This is a genomic window from Mucilaginibacter corticis (assembly GCF_007558865.1).
Lineage (GTDB): Bacteria > Bacteroidota > Bacteroidia > Sphingobacteriales > Sphingobacteriaceae > Mucilaginibacter > Mucilaginibacter corticis.
The window spans coordinates 50,849-74,024 of record NZ_VLPK01000004.1 but is presented as its reverse complement, the minus strand read 5'-3'; the positions used below and the strand labels follow the sequence as shown (position 1 = coordinate 74,024).

The window sequence follows — 23,176 nt, the reverse complement described above, 5'->3', positions numbered from 1 at the left end:
TTAGGCAGGGCTTATTAATAATTAAGCACGATATCTGCACCCAACGCTGTGGCATCTGTAGCCGTGTATACACCGCGGGCCCAAATGGTGTAATTATGGCCTGTACTGATGTTTACAGACGGCAGTGTTACTTTGGCAACAGTTTCGCCATGCGTTCTGATCACAAAGGTATATTGTTTATTTCCGTTTATTGCAGTGTAAGCGCTGTTAGCTTTATACAGTCTGTTGCTCACCACTGTAGTTCCGTCATTTACACCCAGGTCAAGCGCAGGCGCGCCAACGCTCATATTTACAAACCTGATATTTGCCTTAGCTGTTGGCGGGTTGGTCAAGCTGTCTTCCAATAATACCACCTCTGGCGTAGCATACTTGCCGGTTAAAAAAGCCGAGTAAAACAATCCTTGTTTCAAAGTAACCGCTTGTGAGAACTTTTTATCATTGCCTTTATAAGCTATTATTTGCCTGCTTCCTGAATAAGCGGTCGCATAAGGTAAAACTGATTTATATTTTGAAGAATCGGGAGAAATTTTACTATTGTCTAAATAAATGCTTAGAGCGGGCGCATCCGGAATGGCATCATAAAAAGATATGGCAGATATTGCGGGCGGAGGGGTGTACGGCGTAGTTTTTTTACAGCTTACCGCTGTTAAAGTGATCAAAGCTGCTGCAAAAAGTAATTTTAAATGTTTCATAAAAATGAATAATGGTAATTGATTAAATTGTTAATTAAACCTGTTTTACCGATGAAACGGGGGGCAAGCAACTTTCGCTACAGTGGAATTATATTTTTTTGATTAATTATTTTAAAGATTGTCATTTCGAAACGAGCCCGCCTGCCGGTGGGCAGGGAACAAGAGAGAAATCCATACACTGCTTTGCCGCCTGTCTTGTATAGATTTCTCTCTATCGTTCGAAATGACAACGAATTAGAAGGGATATTGTAATTCAATTAGCCAGCAATTCAATTACCGCGTTCCTCGCCTCGGTATTGCCTAAGTTTCCGGCCAGGTGGCCTGCATCGCTGTCTATCAATATTAATTTTGCGGGTAACAGTTTTGAAAATTCAACAGCCGGATTAGGGTTCACCATATGATCCTGCTTTGAGGATATGATGAGCATTTTAGCTTTGACGTGTGCCGCTGCCTGCTGCATAGAACCATTAAAAGGCTTTGTAATATCATGACCGATAATAGCGGTGATCTGGTACCAGGTGTCGTTCCAGTCGGCATGGCCCTGTGCATCCATGCCTTTAAGCCAGTCGGGGAAATTGTCATGAGGACGGCTCCGGGCCTTCTCTGACGGGGTGGTTAAAAACAACTCCCACAATAAGTTGGCATTGGTGATCTTTGGGTTCACTTTATAATTACCGTGGTTGTAATCGCTGTCGGATTCAATAATTCGGCGGAAGGTAGTACATAACATCATATCAAAACCGGTGGGCTGCGGACTGCCGACTATGGGCACCAACGCGTCCATAAAATCAGGATAACTCACCGCCCACTGAAACGTTTGGATGCCACCCATAGAAATACCCATAACTGCGCGTACATGGGTAATGCCAAATTTCTTTGTCAACAGCTCATGCTGGCTGTTTACCATATCCCTGATGCTGAAAACCGGGAAACTTGTGCCATGTTGCTTTACACTGTTTGATGGCGAGGACGAGATGCCATTGCCCAAAGCATCGATAATGATCAGGCAGAAACGCGTGGTATCAATGGCTTTAAAGGTATCGCCACCCTCGTTGTTTTGTGATACTCCGCCAAACCAGGTTAAAAATACTACGGCGTTATTCTTTTCGGCATTTAACTTACCAAAAGCCCGGTAGCCTATTTTGCAATCGAGGATAGTTTTGCCCGATTCCAGTTTAAAATCGCCTATTGAGGCCAGTTGCTGGCGGCCGGCTTTGTTTTGGGCATGGGCAAAAGTGACAGATAATAAACAGATAGCAAGAATAAGTTTTTTCACAATGCGGGTAATTGGTTGGCTAAAGCTATTGAAAAGAATAATGCAAGGCAATAGCCACGCTAAACAACTATCTGTGAGATGCCGAAATAAATTCGGCATGACGTCGGGAAATAAACAACTTCACCTTTATATTTGCGTCGTGGAAAACAAAAAGAAACTCGCATTAATAATTTTAGATGGCTGGGGTTACGGCCGTAATGATCAGTCGAACGCTATTTTAGCTGCAAAAACTCCGTTTTTTGATTCGCTTTTAGAGAAATATCCTCATTCAAAGCTTGAAGCATCAGGCATGGCAGTTGGTCTACCCGACGGGCAGATGGGCAACAGCGAAGTTGGCCACATGAACCTGGGCGCCGGCCGTACCGTTTACCAGGAACTTGGCCGCATTAACAAAGCGGTCGACGATAATGAACTGGTAAGCAACCCGATATTAAAAGGCGCTTTCGATTACGCTAAACAAAACAATAAAGATGTACACTTTATCGGCCTTGTGTCCGACGGTGGTGTACACTCACATATCAAACATTTAAAAGGACTATGCGATGCTGCCGTTAATTCGGGTTTAAGCAACGTGTTTGTTCACGCGTTTCTTGATGGGCGCGATACCGACCCTAAATCGGGTTTAGGTTTTATCGCCGACCTGGAAGACCATATTGCCGCCACCCCGGTTAAACTGGCATCGGCCATTGGCCGTTATTACGCTATGGACCGCGATAATCGCTGGGAGCGCGTAAAACAGGCTTATGACGTTATGGTAAACGGTATTGGCGAGCCAACCGACAACGTACAGCAGGTGATCAAAGAAAACTACCTGAAAGATGTTACCGACGAGTTTATGCCGCCCATTGTTAAAACCAATGATGCAGGCCAGCCCCTGGCGGTAATAAAAGAAGGCGATGTAGTGATCTGCTTTAATTTCCGTACCGACCGCGGGCGCGAAATTACCGTAGCGCTTACGCAAAAAGCATTCCCTGAATATAATCTGCACCCGCTTGCGTTGTACTATGTTACCATGACCACCTACGACGAAACGTTTAAAGATGTTAAGGTAATATTCACCAAAGAAGATCTGACAAAAACGCTTGGCGAGATCCTGCAGGATGCCGGCAAGAACCAGATCCGCATAGCTGAGACTGAAAAATACCCGCACGTTACCTTCTTTTTCTCGGGTGGCCGCGAAAAGGAATTTGTTAACGAGAAACGCCTGATGGTACCGTCACCAAAAGTGGCTACTTATGACCTGCAGCCCGAAATGAGTGCCGAGGGTATCCGCGATGCTATTATTCCTGAACTGCAAAGCGGCTGGCCTGATTTTGTGGTATTAAACTTTGCCAATACCGATATGGTTGGCCATACAGGCGTATTCAGCGCCGTAGTTACCGCCGCAGAAACTGCCGACAGGTGTACTAAAGACGTTGTAGAGGCCGGTTTAGCCAATGGCTATTCGTTCATTATACTGGCAGATCATGGCAATGCTGATTTCATGATCAATGAAGACGGCACACCTAATACCGCGCATACCACTAACCTGGTGCCCTGCATCATTATCGACAAGGATGTTAAACAGGTAAAAGACGGCAAATTAGGTGACGTTGCCCCAACCGTGCTGCATATTTTAGGCGTAACTATCCCTGAAGAAATGAGCGGGAATGTATTGGTGTAATATCCATAATAAAATAAATACAAATTTAATTCCCTCCCTTGGGAGGGGTGCAAAGGACTGTGAATTGGCAGGGAGGGGTATTAATGAAATGATCGTCAAAACCCCTGCCTCCTCCTTCCCCAGGCAAGGAATCGCACATATCCCCGCCCTTCTATTTTCGCTACTATTAATTCTTTTTCTTCCATCCTGCAAACCTGACAATATCCAGGATGGTAAAGCAACCTATTTTGACCTGAAGGGTTATTTTGATAAGGATATAAAACGCTTAAGCAAGCTAAACCATCCCATCCTTAAATCGGTAACGCATAATGATGTTACCGAAACCAAAAGGGTTATTATTAACAATTGGGAGTTAGAATTGAATTTGTTTATCCAGTCGGATATTAATAAACCGGCCTGGCGGGATAGTTATACTGTGCAAAATACCGGCAATGCCATTTTTTACCGCGCAAAAACGCCCGATCTGAAAACACGGTTTATAGCGATCAACAAAAACGGCAACAAGATCAAATGGATCCTGATCTACAACTACACTAAAAACATGCTGTATCAAACCTCAGAAACATTGAGCTATTTCCCTGATTCGGCTTATATCATTCAAAAATATCAGAAGGTACGTGTGCTGAAAGCCAACAGGTATTTGATAAAAGGCTTTTTGAATTAGTGGCGGGCTACCGTAGCTGTAGCCAAATTTAATTTCTCTTTCGATACATCTATCAAAGAAGCTATATCCTCTCTTGATCTGTCGGTATCTAAAACTTTTTGCAAGTCGGCAATGGAGGCTTTTAATGCGTTAATGGCTCTTGCCTTATCATAAAAGTGCGGGTTAGCCTGTAACCTGAATAGCGCATAATCTTTATAAGCAATGCCCCTGTTTTGATAAAAAACGGTGAGTTTGGCATCAGACGGATTAATGGAAATAGCTTTGGTAAGGTCAATTATTGCGCCCAGTAGATATTTTTCTTTTTCGGCAGGGATCTGGCTGTCTGTGCCTAAATGGTATTGTGCCCTTGCCCTGTAATAGTAAGCATGCGCGTCGGCAGGTTCAAGCGCTATCTCTTTAGTAAATGCGGTTATTGATTTTACGTAATTATCGCTGTGATAATAAGAATAGCCCAGCATCCACAAAGCATTGGCATTGGTTGAGTCGATAAGCCTGCCTTTTTCTAATTGTGCTATGGCTGCCTTAAAGTTGCCTTCAATATAAGCCTGTTGCCCCAATTTTATATAGGCATTTTGCGATGCTGCATGTTCAACAGAAGATATGATCAGGAAAGATACTAAGATCGGTAACCTCATTAAAAACTCAATAGTTAAACAAATTGTATATAATTAACTCCGTTAATTATGAATTATTATAGGCGCATACAACTTTTATTTATAAAAGTTTGTGATCAGCTTTAAATGTTAACCCCAAGAGTATGACTTTTTTTCATCTTTACCAATAAATTTAATCACATTTAATAAAAAGCGCTATTTTTGTAATCGCCATATAATCAAACCGGTATACAGCTGTGTTAATTGTTGTTGTAGCATGGCGCAATCTTGGCATAAGTCTTGAAATATAGCAATCCATTAAATAGTAGCCGCTATTTTAGCTTTGTTGAATACCCGGCCAACACCCGGACCTGACAACATGACGTTTATTTTTATAAAAAAGAGGTATTGATGAGTTTTGACCCGTTTGATTTTAAAAGTGCTTTACCAGTGATTAATGAAGATTCGGAATTTTTTCCCCTGATGTCGTCAGAGGATGAAGAAGAGATGAATAATGAGGAGGTACCTGAGTTTTTACCGATACTGCCATTACGCAACACTGTTTTGTTTCCGGGGGTTGTTATACCCATTACTGTTGGCCGCGATAAGTCAATTAAGTTGATCCGCGATGCCAATAAAGGCACCCGCATGATAGGTGTGGTATCGCAAAAAGATGTGGCTATTGAAGACCCTACATTCAGCCAGTTAAACACCATAGGTACTGTAGCGCTCATTATAAAAATGCTGCAAATGCCTGATGGCAACACCACCGTTATATTACAAGGCAAAAAACGTTTTTATTTAAAAGAAGAAGTACAGTCAGAACCTTATATAAAAGCTACTATCGAGCCTTTTAAAGAAGTTAAAAAGGCTAAGGAAGATAAAGAATTTAAAGCCATGATATCCTCTATCAAGGATATGGCTATGAATATCATCCAGCTTTCGCCAAATATCCCCAGCGAGGCCGGTATAGCTATCCGCAATATCGAGAGCACGTCGTTTTTGATGAATTTTATATCGTCAAATATGAATGCCGATATGTCGGCCAAGCAAAAATTGCTTGAAGTAACCAACCGCCGCGACATGGCTAACCTGGTTTTAGAGCATTTAACTACCGAGCTGCAATTGCTTGAGTTAAAAAACCAGATCCAAACCCGTGTGCGTGTAGACCTGGACAAGCAACAGCGCGATTATTTCTTAAATCAGCAGATAAAAACCATACAGGAAGAGTTAGGTGGCAATACACCCGACCTTGAGATTGAAAGCCTGCGCCAGCGTGCTGCCAAAAAGAAATGGGATATTGAAGTTAAAACCCATTTTGATAAAGAGGTTGAAAAATTAGCGCGTACCAACCCTGCCGCGGCTGATTATTCGGTACAGATCAATTACCTGGAGTTGATGCTTGACCTGCCATGGAACGAGTTTACAAAAGACAACTTTGACCTTAAACGCGCCCAAAAAGTGCTGGATAAGGACCATTTTGGTTTAGATAAAGTTAAGCACCGCATTATAGAATATTTAGCAGTACTGAAGCTTAAACACAATATGAAAGCGCCTATACTTTGTTTGGTTGGCCCTCCGGGCGTAGGCAAAACATCGTTAGGCAAATCTATCGCTAAAGCTTTAGGCCGTAAATATGTGCGAATGGCCTTGGGTGGTATCCGTGATGAGGCCGAGATCCGCGGGCACCGCAAAACCTACATCGGCGCTATGCCGGGCAGGATCATCCAGTCCGTTAAAAAAGCAGGCGCCGCTAATCCGGTATTTATATTGGACGAGATAGATAAAGTGGGCAACGATTTCAGGGGCGACCCGTCATCTGCGTTGTTAGAGGTACTTGACCCTGAGCAAAACAGCAGCTTTTATGACCATTATGTGGAGATGGATTTCGATCTGTCGAACGTCATGTTTATCGCGACAGCAAATTCATTAAGCAGCATACAGCCTGCCCTGCTTGACCGTATGGAGATCATAGAGGTGAACGGTTATACTATTGAAGAAAAAATAGAAATAGCCAAACAACACCTGGTACCTAAACAACGCGAAGCGCACGGCTTAAAGACCAAAGACATTACGTTTAAGCCCGATGTGCTTGAAAAAGTGATAGAAGATTATACCCGCGAGTCGGGTGTGCGCGGACTGGAGAAAAAAATAGGATCAGTTGTACGCGGCACCGCCAAGAACATTGCCATGGACGAGCCTTATAACCCGGTTATCAGCAAACAAGATGTTGAAACGATATTAGGCGCGCCTATTTTTGATAAGGACCTTTATGAAGGTAATGACGTAGCCGGTGTGGTTACAGGCCTTGCATGGACATCTGTAGGTGGTGATATTTTATTTATCGAAGCCAGTTTAAGCCCCGGTAAAGGACGTTTAACGCTTACCGGCAGTTTGGGCGATGTAATGAAAGAGTCGGCAACCATCGCGTTGGCTTATCTGCGCGCGCATGCGTCTTACTTTAATATAGACCCTAAGTTATTTGAGTTGTGGGACATCCACGTGCACGTGCCGGCCGGCGCTACGCCTAAGGACGGGCCATCGGCGGGGGTTACCATGTTAACCGCTTTAACATCGGCATTTACACAGCGTAAAATTAAACCGCACCTGGCCATGACCGGCGAGATCACCCTGCGTGGCCGTGTTTTACCTGTTGGCGGTATCAAAGAGAAGATCCTTGCTGCCAAACGCGCCAATATTAAAGAGATTATTCTTTGCAAATCAAATCAAAAGGATATCTTAGACATCAAAGAAAGTTATATCAAGGACCTTCAATTTCATTATGTGACAGAAATGCGCGAGGTAATTAACCTGGCCCTGCTCAATGAAAAAGTAAGCGATGCCCTTGATCTGACTGTAAAAGAAGAAGTTAAACCAATTTTGAATTAAACCCATTGTCATTTCGAAACGGAGTGAGAAATCTTAAACTACAAGCTACGGATCGCTTGTATAAGATTTCTCCTCGTACCTCGTTCGAAATGACAATTTATTTTAGAGCTTAATACCCTTTGATGAAGAAACTATTTTTACCCCTGCTGTTAATTTTCTCGACTACCTGTGCTTTAGCCCAAAATCATAGTGAAGAATTTGGGATCCAGAGTGATAATGACTCTTATCTGGGGCAAGGCAATGACCGTTATTATACAGATGGTTTATATTTCTTTTTCAAACACGCGCTTGACGTAAAAGGCAGCGCTACGCTGCAAAATAAAGTGCTGGGCTTTGATCTGGGCCAAAAAATATTTAATCCCCAAAGCGGCTCTGTGCCTTCTGCCGATTTTGTTGACCGCCCTTTTGCCGGTTTTCTGTACGCAGGCGCTAACATGAATTATTTATACAAGAACGAAAGTAACCTTAAAATAGGTGCACAGGTTGCCATTGTCGGCCCGGCATCAGGCGGCGAAGCGGCTCAAAATTTTGTACACAATAACTTTGGTTTTTATAAGACAAGCGGCTGGCAATACCAAATAAAGAATGATGTAGAGCTTAACCTATCCGGCGAGTATAATAAACTGATCGGCAGGGATAGTTTGGTCGACCTTTCATTTACATCATACGGCAATTTGGGTACAGGTATAACCGGCGCGGGTGCAGGTTTGTTGTTTAGAATAGGCTTATTCAACCAATTGTTTAACTCGGCCAGTACAGGTAGTTCTGTAATTGCAGGCAACGCCGTACTGGCCCATAAACACGAGTTCTTTTTCTATTACAGGCCTACTGCCAATTTTGTAGGTTATGACGCAACTATTCAAGGTGGTTTATTCAGCAAACATAATGACCCAAACAGCCTTGAAATTACCGGTACACCACAGCGTTTTGTATTAAGTAACCAGGTAGGTTTCACTTATTCTACCAGCCGCTGGTTATTTGATGCTACCGCTATATTCCATTCAAAAGACACCAAAGAAATGGCACATGCAGATCAATGGGGTTCTGCAACGGTATACTATAAATTTAACTAAACATCAAAGTTTCTTTTACGGCCCTCTTTCTTTGCAGACTGGATCTTTTTATTGTCTAAGCGCTCTGCCTTAGCTTTTTTGCTTGGCTTGGTAGCTTTACGTGGTTTTTGCACCTGTAATGAGCGGGTTAACAAACCCATTAAACGTTCAAGCGCTTTTTCTTTATTTAAGTACTGGCTGCGTTCTTCATCGCAGATAACTTGTACGTAGCCATCTTTATTTAGCCTTGCCTGTAATTTTTCGTTAAGCCGTTGCTTTTCATCATCAGTAAACAGCGCCGAGTTGTTTACCGAGAACAATAACTCCACCTTGCTGGATACTTTATTTACATTTTGGCCGCCTTTACCCCCACTGCGTGATGTCTTATAAAAGGTTTCTTTTTGCAGATCGGCTTTAGAGATATTCATGCCCAAAGATAGTGAAGTTTGCAGTTTACAGCAGGCAGTTTGCAGTCATTAATCCTGATCAAGCCAACTGCAAACTAAAAACTGCCAACTTTTTATTACCTTAGTACTAAATATGAGCAGCAATATTGTAGTAGCTATTGATGGCTATTCTTCGTGCGGAAAAAGCACTTTAGCTAAGGCCCTTGCAAAAAAACTTCACTTTATATATGTTGATAGCGGTGCTATGTACCGGGCTGTCGCGCTCTATTTTATCCGTAATAATGTAGACCTTAATAACCATGACCAGGTTGTTAAGGCATTAGAACATATCCATCTTAATTTCCACTCGCGCGATTATCAGACGCATATTACTTTAAATGATGAGGAAGTATCGGCCGAGATCAGGCAGATGCCCGTATCCGATAAAGTAAGCGCGGTAGCCGCCATCCGCGAAGTGCGCCAGGAAATGGTGCGCCAGCAGCAGCGCATGGGTAAATCAAAAAATATAGTGATGGATGGCCGTGATATTGGCACCGTGGTTTTCCCGAACGCGCAGGTAAAACTATTTATGACGGCCGACCCAAAAATACGGGCAGAGCGCCGCTATAAAGAGCTTTTACCAACCAATCCTGACATGACCCTGGAAGATGTGTTTGAGAACCTTGCACATCGTGATTATGCCGATACCACCCGCGAAGAAAGCCCCCTAACCCGCGCGGACGATGCGATCATTTTGGACAATACCGATTTGACCCCCGAAGAGCAACTGCAGTTTGCACTTGATCTGGTTAAGCCGTTAATTGTCTAAACTAAAGTTTATAGGATTAGTGAATTTTAGGGCTAAATTATACGGTTAATCTTCAAGCAACTGTATGGTAGGCACACCAAACTTATTCAAAAAATCGACACCTTCATCGCTCGCTATGCCTTTGTATTTGGCATATGATTTATCAAAATAAACCTGTTTAATTCCGGCAGAAAAGATCAGCCTTGCGCAGGCTATACATGGGGATAAGGTAGTGTATAATGTAGCGCCTTCTAACCGTGCGCCGCTTTTAACGGCGTATAATATGGCGTTTTCTTCGGCGTGCAGGGCAAGCGAACAGCTTCCTTTCGAGTCGCGCGGGCAACCTGCTTCGGGCCATTCTTCATCACAGTTATGCGTACCCGCAGGCGGGCCATTGTAGCCGATGGAGATGATCCGGGTATCCTGTGTTAAAACCGCGCCAACATGAGCCTTAACGCAATGCGAACGCAGCGCCAGATCGGTAGCCAGTTTCATGAAGATATGATCGAAGGATGGTTTCATGTTAGTTTATTGGTTCAATTGTTCATCAGTTCATTGGTCAAACGCTTTTCAGCCCCAATGAACTAATGAACCATTGAACTAGTTATTAATTAGTGCCCCCCGCTTTTTTCTACCTGTACGTGATCGATGTTGATACCTTGTTTGATCAGTTCAACACGTACTTTCCAGGCGAAGAATACGATGTAAGCAAAACCAATTACCGGAACAACGTATGATTGGTGGATGCCCATAGTATCGGCCATTAAGCCTTGTACCGGCGGGATAATAGAACCACCCAGGATCATCATAATCAAAAATGCTGATCCCTGGCCTGTATATTTACCAAGGCCGGTAATCGCTAATGAGAAGATAGACGGCCACATGATAGAGCAGCATAAACCGCCGCTGATAAACGCGAATACCGCAACCATACCTGTCGAAAATAAACCGATCAGCATAAATATCATACCTAATACACCTAACGATACCAGCGTACGCACCGGTTTTTGCTGGCCGATATAAAAGGCGGCTATCATTACCGCGATGCTTATGGCATAAATGTATAAGTTGCTTACATCAACACCGCTTGACCTGTTAACTAATAATATTACAGCAAACGCAGCAAACGGAACAATAATGGTAAGAATATTTTTTGTCGTTTTAGATAGATCGAACGCGCCAATGGCACCTGTCCACCTGCCTATCATCAAGCTGCCCCAGTACAATGAGATAAATGGCGACATCTGCGACTCGGTAAAATTACCAAACAGCGGTAGTTTTAATAAAGCGCCCATATTACTTTGTATGGTAACTTCTGTACCCACGTAAGTAAAAATGGCTATCATACCCAAAATCAACTGCGGGTATTGCATAGCGCCCCAACCTTCCTGGCTTTTTTGAGCAGCAAATAACGAACTTATTAATGTTAAAATAATAATAGCCAGCGCAGCATAAATAAACGTTGCTTTTGCTATACCTGTAAAACCAGCCAACTGGTCGGCGATCAATATCAAACAAAATGCCAGGAACATAATAATTAATGGCAGGGTTGGTTTCTTGCTGGCTTCGATCTTTTCATCGCTGGTTACTACCGGCAATTTAGAAATGTAGAAAAATATAGCGACAGCCAGGAATAAACCTGCAAGAATATAATATAAGGTGTCAATTGAAGATAACTTAACTGTGCTTGCATCAGCCGCGCCTTTGGCGGTACCAAATAATACTATACTAACCACGATAGGGCCTAACAAACCGCCAATGTTATTTATAGCACCTGCAAAATTTAAACGGTTTGAACCGGTTTCGGGTGGGCCTAAAGCTACCACGAACGGGTTAGCGGCCGTTTGTTGTAACGAGAAACCCAAAGCGATTATAAAAAACGAACTTAATATAAATGCAAAAGAACCTGTAGCCACCGCCGGGATCATTACCAGTGCACCGGCCGCCGATATTACTAACCCCAATACTATACCGTTTTTATATCCCAACTTGTTCAGAATATCAACCCGGGTTATCTGCGAAGCAAAATAAAGGATCAATGAACCGATAAAATAACCACCGTAAAATGTAAAGTCGATCAGCTGCGATTCAAACTGCGTAAGTTGAAAATGTGTTTTACAAAAAGGTATGAAAATGCCGTTTGAAGCCGCTAAAAAGCCCCAGAAGAAAAATACGGTAACCAGCGTATACAATGCCGACCCATAATTTTTGGTGTTGTTTTGTTCCATTTGTTTAAAATTGGTTTTAAACCACTAACATAACCATATTTTTATAATTCCACAGTCCAAATTTTAATAACAGGGCACATTAAATTTCTTTGTATAGCGATAAAAATCGCATCTTCGCATACTTTAAACTGACCAAAGGTTACAGATTAATGATAGAAGCTGTTATTTCGGGGATTGGGATTGGGATAGTGCTGACTTTTTTGACTGGCCCTGTATTTTTTGCTTTAATTAAAACCAGTATCGAGCGCGGTTTTCATGCCGGTGTTTTTTTAGCTCTCGGCGTTGTATGCAGCGATATTGTCTTTGTAGGTTCTATTTTATTTGGCTCGCAGCTATTTGAGGTAACCCCCGAAACTAAAACTATAGCCGGCGTTGTAGGCAGTATTATATTGTTTGCAGTAGGTATCCGTTATATTTTCAAAAAGGCAAAAGTTAACTACGACAACGTAGCACCCACCGGCCTTAAACGCACAGGCTATTTCCTGAAGGGTTTTTTGATGTGCATTTTTAATCCCGCCATTTTATTCCACTGGATAACCGTTATCGGTACGGCCAGTACTATTTACCACAACGGCGTGCATCACCGGGCGTTTAAAATAGCCATTATGTTTATGACCATATTGATCGTACAATTTGGACTGGATACCACCAAGGCGTTTTATGCAAATAAGCTACGCGATAAGATCTCTGAAAAATTAGTGCACCGCTTAAACGAGGTGGCAGGTATAGCGTTAATTATTGCATCGCTGGTGTTGTTAGATAAATTAGTTACCCATTATGTTTTTTCGGCGCCAACAGCATAGCCAAAGTTGTTCTTAAGTAATTCTCCCCCTAATTTTAAATGAAAAGTATATTTAATACGGACAACAATGCCGAGATCATCAACCGTATAAATCAACTTAGTGCAATCTCCCCGGCCCAATGGGGCAGTATGGACTGCGCACAAATGATGGCGCATTGCCAGCTTGCCATGAACATGGCTTTTGGCAATACCAAGGCCTCAAGGCATTGGATAGGCGTACTATTTGGCCAGATCGCTAAAAGGAGAATACTTAAAGTAAAGCAACTTGACCGCCATATGCCTGCATTTGTAACATTAAGGGTTACTGATGACTGCGACTTTGAAACCGAAAAACGAAAATTTATAACCATAATACAACTCGCGCTTCAAAAAGGCGAAGCCGGGTTGGTAAAATACCCTCACCCCTATTTCGGCACATTTAAAAGCGGCGAATGGGCCCAGCTTAACTGGAAACACCTGGACCATCATTTAAGGCAATTTGGGGCGTAGTTTAGTTGGCAGTTTTTAGTTGGCAGTTTGCATGCATTATATCATTACTGCAAACTGCCAACTAAAAACTGCCAACTACATGTATAAAAAATCATTCTGACTTTATACTTTTAACCGGGTTCATCAACGCTGCTTTAATTGCCTGGAAGCTTACCGTAACCACAGCTATTAACAACGCTATAAATCCGGACATGGCAAACATCCACCAGCTAATGGGAACGCGGTATACAAAGGCCTGCAGCCATTTATTCATTGCCCACCAGGCAATTGGCGAAGCAATTATAAAAGATATAAAAACAAGCCTTAAAAAGTCTTTTGATAATAGTTGCACAATACCGGTTACGCTTGCCCCTAATACTTTTCTGATACCGATCTCTTTGTTACGCTGTTCTGCACTAAATGCGGCCAAGCCAAATAAACCGAGGCACGAGATCAAAATTGCTATGATGGTGAATGAGTTGATGATCTGCGATAAAACAGTATCTGTTTCATAAGCTTTTTGCATCCTGTCGTTCATAAAAGTATAATCAAACGGGGTTTGAGGCAGATTTTTATGCCATACTGATTCTACTTTGGTTAAGAACGATGCATAATTTTTTGTATTGACGCTAATAACCAGGTTATTAACCTCATCAGCTTTTGGCGCATATATTACCATAAACGGGTATATGTCTTCATGAAGCGATTTATAATTAAATTCTTTCATTACGCCGGCAATTTCATATTTACGCGTACCATCTGTAAACAATTTGGTACCGATAGCTTTATTGGGGCTTAGTCCTAAACGTTTTGCCAGCGCCTCATTGATCATCACTTTACCGGTATCATTTTGCATCAGGTTCCTTCCGCTTATTATTTTAATACCCATTGTTTTCACAAAGTTTTCATCAGCGTAAAGGTCTTGCTGGTCAACAGCATCGGCCGGGTTGGTACCTGATAAAAACACACCCCAGTCAAAGTAAGCTTCGGCACCAAAAGTATTGCTGGTTCTGCTTATTGATTTAATTTCAGGTAATTGCTGCAGATCAGAAGCCAGGGCGTACATTTTACTTTTCGTGTCATTAGTGTGAAAGGTTAATATAATCTGCTGGTCTTTTTCAAAACCCAGATCTTTATTCTTCACATAATTTAACTGGCTATAAATAATAATTACACCAGTAATCAATACAATAGATATCACAAACTGGAAAACAACCAGCGAACGCCTTATACCCGAAACCGAAACCTGGTTGGTAAAGTTTCCTTTAATGACTTTAATAGCCATAAATGCCGACATATAAAATGCCGGGTAACTCCCCGCAGCCAAACCGGTAATCAGTATAAGCGCAGCCGGCATGATGAATAATGCCGGATTATTTAAAAGTGACAAATGAATATCGGCCTGCGTTATCTGATTTAAATAAGGTATCAATAGCCACAAAAGAGGCAAGGCTATGATCACACTGATAAACGCCAGCAGAAATGACTCGCCCAAAAATTGTATGATCAGATCATATTTACCGGCACCAATAACCTTACGTACCCCAACCTCTTTGGCACGCTTTGAAGCCCTGGCGGTTGATAGGTTCATGAAGTTTATACAGGCGATAATTTGTATCAATACAGCTATCAAGATCAGCATGTATAAAAAGGCTGAGCTTACTATTTTCCCGCCTTCGGCGTCATAACCCGGTGTGGTATGTATGTTTTGTACAGGCTGAAGGTGTAAGATCTTGGTCATACCTGAGCTTTTTAATTGCTCGCCTCCATGTTTGCGTAAAAATTCGGGTAATTTTTTTTCAAGAGCGGCTGCGCTTGCACCCGGGCGCAACTTTACGAAAGATAAGGTGAAATTATAACCCGCCCATGAGTTGTCAGTAAGTAAATCACTACCATAGCCGCTACGGTTTATTCTGATAAATATATTGGCCGACAGCTGCGACTTACCCGCGCTTTCATCTACGACTCCCGTAACTTTGAAAACATTTTTCCCGTCGGCATCATTCATGGTAACTATTTTACCGATAGGATCTTCGGTGCCAAAAAGCTTATCGGCCACCGGCTTTAATAACACTATTGAATTGGCTGCCTTAAAAGCATTTGCTGCCGAACCTTTAATAAAGTGATAGGTGAATACATCAAAAAAAGTTGAATCAACCGAATACGCGTTTTGTTCATAGAATGATTTTTCTTTATAGCTTATCAGGTGTTCCTTTGCGCCCAGGGTAGGGATAAAACGGGTATATTGCAACACTTCCGGAAAATCATTCTTCATTGCAATTGCTATAGGCGGCGACGCGGTAGCCATATTTTTAACATCGCCGGTATGGGTTATTGATGTAGTGATACGATAAATATCATTTACATCTGCATGATGATGGTCATAACTATACTGATCTTGCACATACAATAGTATATACATACAGCATATAGTGCCTGTTGCAAGCCCTATAATATTAAGTGCGCTGAAGAAACGGTTTTTCAATAAAAAACGAAATGACGTTTTTATATAATTCTTGAACATAAGCTATAAATTAAATTCACCTCGTACGTTCAACCATTTAAATGCCATTGATTTAAAAAATTAATAATCAATTATTTACAAATAAAAAATAATTAATTATTGTTCGCTTTTGATACAATAAAATGTGCGTTACCGTACTATGTTAGCGATAATGTATTTAAGCAGAAAAGGCGAAAGATTCAACACCTTTCGCCTTTTACCTTTAGCCTTTCAACCTCAATTACATATATGCTCTTTGGTTCTTTCCTTCCATCCAGTTAACAAAGGCGCGGTTAACCACCTTGTTGCCACCCGGGGTTGGATAATCGCCCGAGAAATACCAGTCGCCGGTATGATCCGGGCAGGCTTTATGCAGGTTATCTAATGTCTGGTAAATAACAGCTACCTCGCATTTAATTTCTTTTGGCGTGATGATCTGCGCTATACGGTCAGAAACTTCCTGGTCTGTAAATGGCTCATATATAGCCTTTACATAATTCACTACTTCTTCTTTAGGTAGTGATGCACTGGCCTTACACTTGTTATAAACATCGGCAATGATATTTTCCTTGCCTTGTTCTTTAAGCAGGCTTATAGCAGCTTCAAATGCAACAAACTCACCCATACGCGACATATCTATACCGTAACAATCAGGGTAACGAATTTGCGGCGCAGATGATACCACCACCACCTTTTTAGGGCCTAAACGATCCAGGATCTTCAGTATACTCTGTTTTAACGTTGTACCACGAACGATGGAATCATCCAGTACCACCAGCGTATCGGTACCATTTTTTATCAGGCCGTAAGTAGTGTCATAAACGTGTGCCACCATTTCGCTGCGGTCAGCATCCTGCGTAATAAACGTACGCAGTTTAACGTCTTTGATCGCTATCTTTTCAACCCTTGGTGCCATGCAAAGCACTTCGGTCAATTCCTCTTCACTTATCTTGTCTTCACGGTTAAGCAACCTGTCTTGCTGGTATTTTTTTATGTATTTATGCACCCCTTCTACCATGCCATAAAAAGCCACCTCGGCAGTATTTGGGATGTATGAGAATACTGTGTTTTTAATATCATTGTCAACCGCGCTCAATATTTGCGGGCAAAGCAGCCTGCCTAATTGTTTACGCTCGCGGTAAATAGACGCGTCGCTTCCCCTTGAAAAGTAGATCCGCTCAAATGAGCAGGCTTTCTTTTCAACCGGTTCGCTAAACATATCTTCAGATACCTTGCCGTTTTTCTTAACGATTAGCGCATGGCCGGGCTGGATCTCCCTGATATCCTCAATAGGGATATTAAACGCTGTTTGTATAGCGGGGCGTTCTGAAGCAGCGACTACGATCTCATCATTATAATAATAATAAGCCGGGCGGATACCTACCGGGTCGCGCATTACAAACGCGTCGCCATGGCCAAGCATACCGGCAATGGTGTAGCCGCCATCCCAGTTACGGGCAGACTTACGCAGAATTTTAGCTACGTCCATATCCTTGGCTATAAGCTTGCTTATCTCGGCGTTATCGTCCAATCCTTCGCGTTTATACTGGTCAAACAAGCCTTGTACCTCGGTATCAATAAAGTGGCCCATTTTCTCTAACACGGTAACGGTATCGGCTTTTTCTTTAGGATGCTGGCCCAGGTCATACAGTTGTTGCAATAACTCATCAACATTGGTCATGTTAAAGTTACCTGCAATAACCAGGTTACGGGTCATCCAGTTGTTTTGGCGCAGAAAAGGGTGACAGCTTTCAATGCTGTTTTTACCATGCGTGCCATAACGTAAATGGCCCAATAACACTTCGCCGGTAAAGCTTACGTGCTCTTTGAGCCATTCGGTGTCAGCCATTTTTTCAGGCGATTCCTTTTGTATATCGGCAAACTTCTTCTGGATATACTCGAATATATCAGCAACGGCATTTGATGCCATTGACCGGTGCCTGCTAATGTACCGCTTACCCGGAGCAACGTCCAATTTAATAGTAGCAACACCCGCGCCATCCTGGCCGCGGTTATGTTGTTTTTCCATTAAAAGATAGAGCTTGTTTAAGCCGTACAGCGCAGTGCCGTATTTTTTCTGATAAAAAGACAGTGGCTTTAAAAGGCGGATAAATGCCACACCGCATTCATGTTTAATCTGATCGCTCATGATTGATGATGAGCCGGCAAAGTTATAACTTTATCCTAAACTGTTGTCAGGAGAATTGTCATTAAATCGTATTAAAAATAATATTAATTTAACAATCAGGCGCGCACTGCTTTGTTCTAATTAACTTCTTCGCTGTCAAGACTAAAATGTATATCTATAGCCTCACCAATTTCCTGTAGCGGCATATGCTGTACACACGAAGGTGTTTCAACATATACCCATAAGCCTGCATCGGTCTTACCAATCTGGTGATAGGCCTCGCCACAAAAAACATCATAAAGCGGCGGTATAACAGAACTCATCTTAACTTTATAATCAGTATTATTAACAGTAACAACGAAAAAGTTATTTTCCATAATGTGATATTTTAAATAACGCGAAAACAAGACAGGTACTCTAATCAAATCTACAAAAAAAAGGCCGACTAAAAAGCCGGCCCTCTAACTATTGGTTTATAGATTGTTTAGTGGTGGTAAATTTAAAGTCGCTCACCGTGCTGGCTAATGTCAAGGCCAATCACTTCTTCTTCTGCCGATACACGTAAAGGCGAGATCATATCTGTGATCTTTAATAAAAGTAATGAACCAAAAAAAGCGAATATTGACACCAGTATCAATGCGAACAACTGGATCAAAAACAAATGGGTTTGCCCGAAGAACAAGCCGTTGCCGGTAGTATTACCCGAGTTAACATTTTGATTAGCAAATACGCCTGTAAGCAGCATACCTACCATACCGCCAACACCATGGCAAGGAAAAACATCTAAAGTATCATCGATAGACGTACCTGTGCGCCACTCGACAACTAAATTACTGATCACTGCCGATATGATACCTATTGCTAGTGAATGCGGAATAGAAACGAAACCAGCTGCAGGTGTAATAGCTACCAGGCCAACAACAGCACCTATACAGGTACCCATTGCCGATGGTTTACGACCGCGCAGCATATCAAAAAATATCCAGGTTAAACCCGCCGCTGCTGATGCCGTAGTACTTGTTGCCAATGCGATAACTGCCAAGTGGTTTGCACCAAATGCAGAGCCCGCGTTAAAGCCAAACCAACCAAACCATAATAAGCCCGTACCTATTAATACGTACGTGATACGTGCAGGTGAATGGCTGGGCTCGTTTCTTTTCTTTAAATACAAGGCCGATGCCAATGCAGCCCATCCGGCAGACATGTGTACTACTGTACCGCCTGCAAAATCAAGCACGCCTAATTTAGCCAACAAGCCATCGGGGTGCCAGGTTGCGTGCGCCAGTGGCGTAAATATGAATATGCTGAATAGCACCAGGAAAATGATATACGAATTAAAACGGATACGCTCTGCAAATGCACCGGTTATTAATGCAGGAGTGATGATAGCGAACTTTAGCTGGTACATGGCAAACAATAACAGCGGAATAGTGGGTGCTGATTTCCAGGTGGCGTCGCCCAGCATGCCTTTCATCATAAAATAGGTGGCCGGGTTGCCAATAATACCATGAAAGCTATCGCCAAATGCAAGGCTAAATCCAAATATCCCCCACATTACCGTAATAATAACCATACAAACCACGCTTTGCAGCATGGTAGATATTACGTTCTTTTTATTAACCATACCGCCGTAAAAAAATGCCAGGCCTGGTGTCATGATCAGAACTAATGCGGTTGACATTAGCATCCAGGCAATGTCGCCGGTATTAAAATGACTGGTTCCTGTATTTTTAAATTCGACGGAAGGAAAAATAAAGGTTAATATTAAAATAAAAACGATAAGAAAAAACGGAAAATAGCGCTTCATATAAAAATTAAAGAATAATTTAAAAAAACGGCTGAATTTATGATTAATATCATAAATAAATGAAAAAAATGTTAAATTTTTACTAAAAACAGCACGAATTAGCGGTTTTTACAAAAACTGCGTAAGCCAGTTGGGGAAAATTCCAAGTAATATCAACATCACTGAAATAATAATTGCGCCTATCAGTATATAATTTGGTTGCGGAATTGGCTCGGCGGTAGATTCTGTCCGTTTTAAAAATAGATTAAGCGGGATCTTGATGTAATAAAATAACGACACAACGGTAGTAAGTGCGCCGGTTATGGTTAAAAGCATTAAAAAAATGCTGTTATTTTGCTGATAGATGCTGTAAACTGCCGAAAAAACAAACAATTTACCGGTAAAACCGGCAGTTACCGGCAAACCGGTCAGCGAAATCATGATAATGACAAAGCAAATTGACGCCGCAGGATATTTCAGGCCCAATCCCCGGTAAGTGTTTACATCTTCAGAACCGGTGATGCGGGTAAAATACGATACCAGCATCAACGCGCCAATATTTGCCAGAACATATACCGCCAGGTAATACTCCAAAGCTTTTATGCCTTGCGCGCTAAACGTAACCACGGCCATCAGCGCAAAGCCGGTATGGCCTATGCTTGAATAAGCCAGCATCCGTTTGGCATTGTTTTGCATAACGGCCGCAAAGTTCCCGGCAATCATGGTAATTATGCCGATCACGGACAAGCACAACTCAAAATTAAAGCTATGCCATTGCTGTGAACTAATAAAAGGTGTCAGGAAATTGATCAGCAAGGCAAACGCGGCAATTTTAGGTACAGTGGATAAAAATGCCGTAATGGGTGTAGGCGCACCTTCGTAAACATCAGGCACCCAAAAATGGATGGGCACAAATGATAGTTTAAAGCCTATACCAACCAGCACCAGTATCAGCGCAAAAGCAACACCTGCCCCGTTAACCTGCATCAGGCCGGAAATAAAAACGGGATCAAACAGGCTTAACGTCCCGGTAAAGCCATAAAGCAGCGAGATGCCATACAGCATAACTGCCGATGCCGCGGCACCAAACAATACATATTTTAACCCGGCCTCGGTACTGAAAGCATTTTCTGAACGGTACGCTACTAATAGGTAGGAAGCGATAGAAACCATCTCGATAGATAAATACACCGAGAGCAGGTTTGCAGCCATCGTCATTAAATGCAGGCCAAGAACCGCGGCTATGGTGATGGAATAGAGGTCGGATAATTTTTTTGTGTGCGATTTGAGGCGCTCGTCCCAGGCAAAATATAATATTAACAGAAATGCTGATACATCAATGATCAGCCGGAATATAACAGAGATATGCGTATGCAACAACATTCCTCCGAACAGGAATCTACCTTGCTCCGCCACAAGTGGCAACTGGATAATATTTTTTTCGATAATAAGCAAGATCCCCGCGGCAGCAACAATGCGACATAAGCGTTCGGAGTTACGGCCAAACAGCAGATCTGTAATTAATACGACAATAAATAGCAGCGACAGGTAGATCTCGGGATTGAAATATTTAATATCGCCCAGGATACCGGTTAACTGCTGGCTTATATTGGGTATTAACTCGTGCATGTTATTTGGTTAGATGTAAAAACTGCACCAATGCCAATACCGAATCATTGATTTTACTGAACACTAACGATGGCATTATACCCAGCGCCAGTACCACTATAGCTAATGGTAATAAAGTTATGATCTCGCGGATATTCAGGTCGGTTAAGGCGGCTTTCCAAATGTCGCCACCTTTCAGGGATACCTGGCCGAAGAAAACACGCTGCAATGTCCATAAAAAATAGCAGGCACTTAGCAAGATCCCTCCCGCGCCGCAAACCGCCATCCAATAAGGCAGCAGTCCGTTTACAGTAGGCGATTTAAATGCGCCGGCCAAAGAAAACGCCTCGGCTATAAACGCCGAAAAGCCGGGTAAACCTAATGACGCGAAAAACGCGATCATGATAAAAACGGTATATTTTGGCATCAACGTACCCAGTCCGCGGAAATGGTAAACATTCCTGTCGTGCACACGATTATAAACCACGCCTACCAAAAAGAACAACATGGTTGATAAGAAACCATGGCTTACCATTTGTATCACCGCCCCGCTTAAACCTTCGGCTGTTTGCGACGCGATACCCAACAACACAAAACCCATTTGCGATACGGATGAGTAGGCAATGATCTTTTTCAGATCGCGCTGCGCAAGGGCGTTTAACGCGCCGTATAAAATAGATACAACGCCCAGCAATCCCAGCCAGAAAGCACCTGAGGCGGCTATCTCCGGGAATATACCCAGGCAGATCCTGATGATTCCGTACCCGCCAATTTTTAACAATATGGCAGCCAGTATAATAGATACGGGAGTTGGCGCTTCAACGTGCGCGTCGGGTAGCCAGGTGTGCAGCGGCACAACCGGCACTTTAATGGCGAATGCTATAAACAGAATGATAAAGCCAAGTGTACGCGCGGATACACCAAATATAGTATAATGGCTCAGCACCGAAAATATCGAACCCGTGCTGTAATTAGCTGGGTTCATCATCTGGATCATGTTAAAGGTATGGTTGCCTGTTGAAGGATCGGTTACCGACAGGTATAAGCCGATCATCACCAGCAACATAAATACTGAACCAAACAGTGTGTACAGGAAAAATTTGATAGCCGCGTATTCGCGCCTTGCGCCGCCCCACATTCCTATGAGGAAGTATAAAGGCAACAACATCAGCTCGTAAAAAACATAGAACAGGAAGAAGTCCAATGAACAAAACACGCCCATTACCGCCATATCTAATATCAGAAACAGCACAAAGAAACCTTTTAAGTTACTCTTTATCTCCCACGATGCCAAAGCGGCAATAACCATCACCAGCGAAGCCATAACCAACAGCGTAATGGATATACCGTCTATCCCCACAAAATAATCCATCTGCATATGGCCCAGGCTGCCCAGGTCAAGGTTTATCCATGGTACTTTCTGTACATATTGAAACTGGCTCTCGGTTGCTATACCGCCAAATGCCGCGCCGGTTTTAAAGTTAAGGTACATCACTATACTCATACCCAACTGTACCAGCGTACCCAGTAAAGTAATGTATTTAAAACTACCACGCAGGTTTGAGGGCATCAAAGCAATGATAAGCCCAAACAGCAATGGTATAAATATGAGTATGGTTAAGATGTTCAT

Annotated in this window: 19 protein-coding genes; 7 read left to right on the top strand and 12 right to left on the bottom strand. The window is 42.5% G+C overall.

Annotation, left to right across the window (positions count from 1 at the left end):
* Positions 1 to 14: 14 nt before the first annotated feature.
* A complete protein-coding gene (locus tag FO440_RS18945; RefSeq protein WP_144249875.1) occupies positions 15 to 692 on the bottom strand; it encodes a DUF4397 domain-containing protein in 678 nt (225 codons plus the stop codon).
* Positions 693 to 945: 253 nt separating this feature from the next.
* Positions 946 to 1,968, bottom strand: a complete 1,023-nt coding sequence (locus FO440_RS18940; RefSeq protein WP_186292724.1) for an alpha/beta fold hydrolase — start codon at positions 1,966 to 1,968, stop codon at positions 946 to 948.
* Between the two features lie 97 nt (positions 1,969 to 2,065).
* On the opposite strand from FO440_RS18940, the gene gpmI reads away from it, so the two are divergent.
* Both gpmI and FO440_RS18930 read left to right on the top strand, forming a co-directional pair.
* The gene (gene gpmI, locus FO440_RS18935) at positions 2,066 to 3,631 is read left to right on the top strand and encodes a 2,3-bisphosphoglycerate-independent phosphoglycerate mutase (RefSeq protein ID WP_144249873.1); all 1,566 of its coding nucleotides are present in this window, start codon (positions 2,066 to 2,068) and stop codon (positions 3,629 to 3,631) included.
* An 88-nt stretch (positions 3,632 to 3,719) separates the two neighbouring features.
* Positions 3,720 to 4,295, top strand: a complete 576-nt coding sequence (locus FO440_RS18930) for a hypothetical protein (protein WP_144249872.1) — start codon at positions 3,720 to 3,722, stop codon at positions 4,293 to 4,295.
* On the opposite strand, the gene FO440_RS18925 is transcribed toward FO440_RS18930, so the two are convergent.
* Complete coding sequence (locus FO440_RS18925) at positions 4,292 to 4,930, bottom strand: tetratricopeptide repeat protein (protein WP_144249871.1); 639 nt, start codon at positions 4,928 to 4,930, stop codon at positions 4,292 to 4,294. The two genes, FO440_RS18930 and FO440_RS18925, sit on opposite strands and share 4 nt — an antisense overlap.
* Positions 4,931 to 5,299: 369 nt before the next feature.
* Here FO440_RS18925 and lon point away from each other — a divergent pair, with 369 nt between their 5' ends.
* Positions 5,300 to 7,777 carry an endopeptidase La gene (gene lon, locus FO440_RS18920; RefSeq protein WP_144249870.1) on the top strand — a complete coding sequence of 826 codons (2,478 nt, stop codon included), beginning with the start codon at positions 5,300 to 5,302 and terminating at the stop codon, positions 7,775 to 7,777.
* A 122-nt stretch (positions 7,778 to 7,899) separates the two neighbouring features.
* Entirely contained in the window at positions 7,900 to 8,850 is a 951-nt protein-coding gene (locus FO440_RS18915; protein WP_144249869.1) for a lipid A deacylase LpxR family protein, read from the top strand.
* Here the strand turns inward: FO440_RS18915 and arfB are convergent.
* Positions 8,847 to 9,257: an alternative ribosome rescue aminoacyl-tRNA hydrolase ArfB gene (gene arfB, locus FO440_RS18910; protein ID WP_144249868.1), complete on the bottom strand. Its 411-nt coding sequence runs from the start codon at positions 9,255 to 9,257 to the stop codon at positions 8,847 to 8,849. The genes FO440_RS18915 and arfB overlap by 4 nt on opposite strands.
* A gap of 112 nt (positions 9,258 to 9,369) precedes the next feature.
* On the opposite strand from arfB, the gene cmk reads away from it, so the two are divergent.
* Positions 9,370 to 10,044 carry a (d)CMP kinase gene (gene cmk / locus FO440_RS18905; RefSeq protein WP_144249867.1) on the top strand — a complete coding sequence of 225 codons (675 nt, stop codon included), beginning with the start codon at positions 9,370 to 9,372 and terminating at the stop codon, positions 10,042 to 10,044.
* A 45-nt stretch (positions 10,045 to 10,089) separates the two neighbouring features.
* Here cmk and FO440_RS18900 read toward each other — a convergent pair whose 3' ends face one another.
* Both FO440_RS18900 and FO440_RS18895 read right to left on the bottom strand, forming a co-directional pair.
* The gene (locus FO440_RS18900; protein ID WP_246104272.1) at positions 10,090 to 10,545 is read right to left on the bottom strand and encodes a deoxycytidylate deaminase; all 456 of its coding nucleotides are present in this window, start codon (positions 10,543 to 10,545) and stop codon (positions 10,090 to 10,092) included.
* 89 nt (positions 10,546 to 10,634) lie between these two features.
* A complete protein-coding gene (locus FO440_RS18895; protein WP_144249866.1) occupies positions 10,635 to 12,251 on the bottom strand; it encodes an MFS transporter in 1,617 nt (538 codons plus the stop codon).
* Positions 12,252 to 12,400: 149 nt separating this feature from the next.
* Here FO440_RS18895 and FO440_RS18890 point away from each other — a divergent pair, with 149 nt between their 5' ends.
* Both FO440_RS18890 and FO440_RS18885 read left to right on the top strand, forming a co-directional pair.
* Positions 12,401 to 13,054, top strand: coding sequence for a LysE family translocator (locus FO440_RS18890; RefSeq protein WP_144249865.1), 654 nt, complete (start codon positions 12,401 to 12,403; stop codon positions 13,052 to 13,054).
* A 38-nt stretch (positions 13,055 to 13,092) separates the two neighbouring features.
* Positions 13,093 to 13,542: a DUF1569 domain-containing protein gene (locus tag FO440_RS18885; RefSeq protein WP_144249864.1), complete on the top strand. Its 450-nt coding sequence runs from the start codon at positions 13,093 to 13,095 to the stop codon at positions 13,540 to 13,542.
* A gap of 91 nt (positions 13,543 to 13,633) precedes the next feature.
* On the opposite strand, the gene FO440_RS18880 is transcribed toward FO440_RS18885, so the two are convergent.
* From FO440_RS18880 to FO440_RS18855, 6 genes are all read right to left on the bottom strand, one after another.
* On the bottom strand, positions 13,634 to 16,045 hold the full coding sequence (locus tag FO440_RS18880; RefSeq protein ID WP_144249863.1) for an ABC transporter permease: 2,412 nt from the start codon (positions 16,043 to 16,045) through the stop codon (positions 13,634 to 13,636).
* Positions 16,046 to 16,265: 220 nt separating this feature from the next.
* The gene (locus tag FO440_RS18875) at positions 16,266 to 18,173 is read right to left on the bottom strand and encodes an amidophosphoribosyltransferase (protein WP_144249862.1); all 1,908 of its coding nucleotides are present in this window, start codon (positions 18,171 to 18,173) and stop codon (positions 16,266 to 16,268) included.
* Positions 18,174 to 18,289: 116 nt separating this feature from the next.
* A complete protein-coding gene (locus FO440_RS18870; protein ID WP_144249861.1) occupies positions 18,290 to 18,529 on the bottom strand; it encodes a hypothetical protein in 240 nt (79 codons plus the stop codon).
* Positions 18,530 to 18,651: 122 nt separating this feature from the next.
* The gene (locus tag FO440_RS18865) at positions 18,652 to 19,959 is read right to left on the bottom strand and encodes an ammonium transporter (protein WP_144249860.1); all 1,308 of its coding nucleotides are present in this window, start codon (positions 19,957 to 19,959) and stop codon (positions 18,652 to 18,654) included.
* Between the two features lie 108 nt (positions 19,960 to 20,067).
* Complete coding sequence (locus FO440_RS18860) at positions 20,068 to 21,567, bottom strand: NADH-quinone oxidoreductase subunit N (protein WP_144249859.1); 1,500 nt, start codon at positions 21,565 to 21,567, stop codon at positions 20,068 to 20,070.
* A 1-nt stretch (position 21,568) separates the two neighbouring features.
* Positions 21,569 to 23,176: a complex I subunit 4 family protein gene (locus FO440_RS18855; protein ID WP_144249858.1), complete on the bottom strand. Its 1,608-nt coding sequence runs from the start codon at positions 23,174 to 23,176 to the stop codon at positions 21,569 to 21,571.

Excerpts from the sequence above, each read along its gene's own strand:
- FO440_RS18900 (WP_246104272.1), bottom strand. The coding sequence starts at position 10,545 with ATGAAACCATCCTTCGATCATATCTTCATGAAACTGGCTACCGATCTG.
- FO440_RS18870 (WP_144249861.1), bottom strand. The coding sequence starts at position 18,529 with ATGGAAAATAACTTTTTCGTTGTTACTGTTAATAATACTGATTATAAA.
- FO440_RS18860 (WP_144249859.1), bottom strand. The coding sequence starts at position 21,567 with ATGCACGAGTTAATACCCAATATAAGCCAGCAGTTAACCGGTATCCTG.
- lon (WP_144249870.1), top strand. The coding sequence starts at position 5,300 with ATGAGTTTTGACCCGTTTGATTTTAAAAGTGCTTTACCAGTGATTAAT.
- FO440_RS18945 (WP_144249875.1), bottom strand. The coding sequence starts at position 692 with ATGAAACATTTAAAATTACTTTTTGCAGCAGCTTTGATCACTTTAACA.
- FO440_RS18855 (WP_144249858.1), bottom strand. The coding sequence starts at position 23,176 with ATGAACATCTTAACCATACTCATATTTATACCATTGCTGTTTGGGCTT.
- FO440_RS18865 (WP_144249860.1), bottom strand. The coding sequence starts at position 19,959 with ATGAAGCGCTATTTTCCGTTTTTTCTTATCGTTTTTATTTTAATATTA.
- FO440_RS18895 (WP_144249866.1), bottom strand. The coding sequence starts at position 12,251 with ATGGAACAAAACAACACCAAAAATTATGGGTCGGCATTGTATACGCTG.
- FO440_RS18925 (WP_144249871.1), bottom strand. The coding sequence starts at position 4,930 with ATGAGGTTACCGATCTTAGTATCTTTCCTGATCATATCTTCTGTTGAA.
- arfB (WP_144249868.1), bottom strand. The coding sequence starts at position 9,257 with ATGAATATCTCTAAAGCCGATCTGCAAAAAGAAACCTTTTATAAGACA.
- FO440_RS18890 (WP_144249865.1), top strand. The coding sequence starts at position 12,401 with ATGATAGAAGCTGTTATTTCGGGGATTGGGATTGGGATAGTGCTGACT.
- FO440_RS18885 (WP_144249864.1), top strand. The coding sequence starts at position 13,093 with ATGAAAAGTATATTTAATACGGACAACAATGCCGAGATCATCAACCGT.
- gpmI (WP_144249873.1), top strand. The coding sequence starts at position 2,066 with ATGACGTCGGGAAATAAACAACTTCACCTTTATATTTGCGTCGTGGAA.
- FO440_RS18930 (WP_144249872.1), top strand. The coding sequence starts at position 3,720 with ATGATCGTCAAAACCCCTGCCTCCTCCTTCCCCAGGCAAGGAATCGCA.
- FO440_RS18880 (WP_144249863.1), bottom strand. The coding sequence starts at position 16,045 with ATGTTCAAGAATTATATAAAAACGTCATTTCGTTTTTTATTGAAAAAC.
- FO440_RS18875 (WP_144249862.1), bottom strand. The coding sequence starts at position 18,173 with ATGAGCGATCAGATTAAACATGAATGCGGTGTGGCATTTATCCGCCTT.
- cmk (WP_144249867.1), top strand. The coding sequence starts at position 9,370 with ATGAGCAGCAATATTGTAGTAGCTATTGATGGCTATTCTTCGTGCGGA.
- FO440_RS18915 (WP_144249869.1), top strand. The coding sequence starts at position 7,900 with ATGAAGAAACTATTTTTACCCCTGCTGTTAATTTTCTCGACTACCTGT.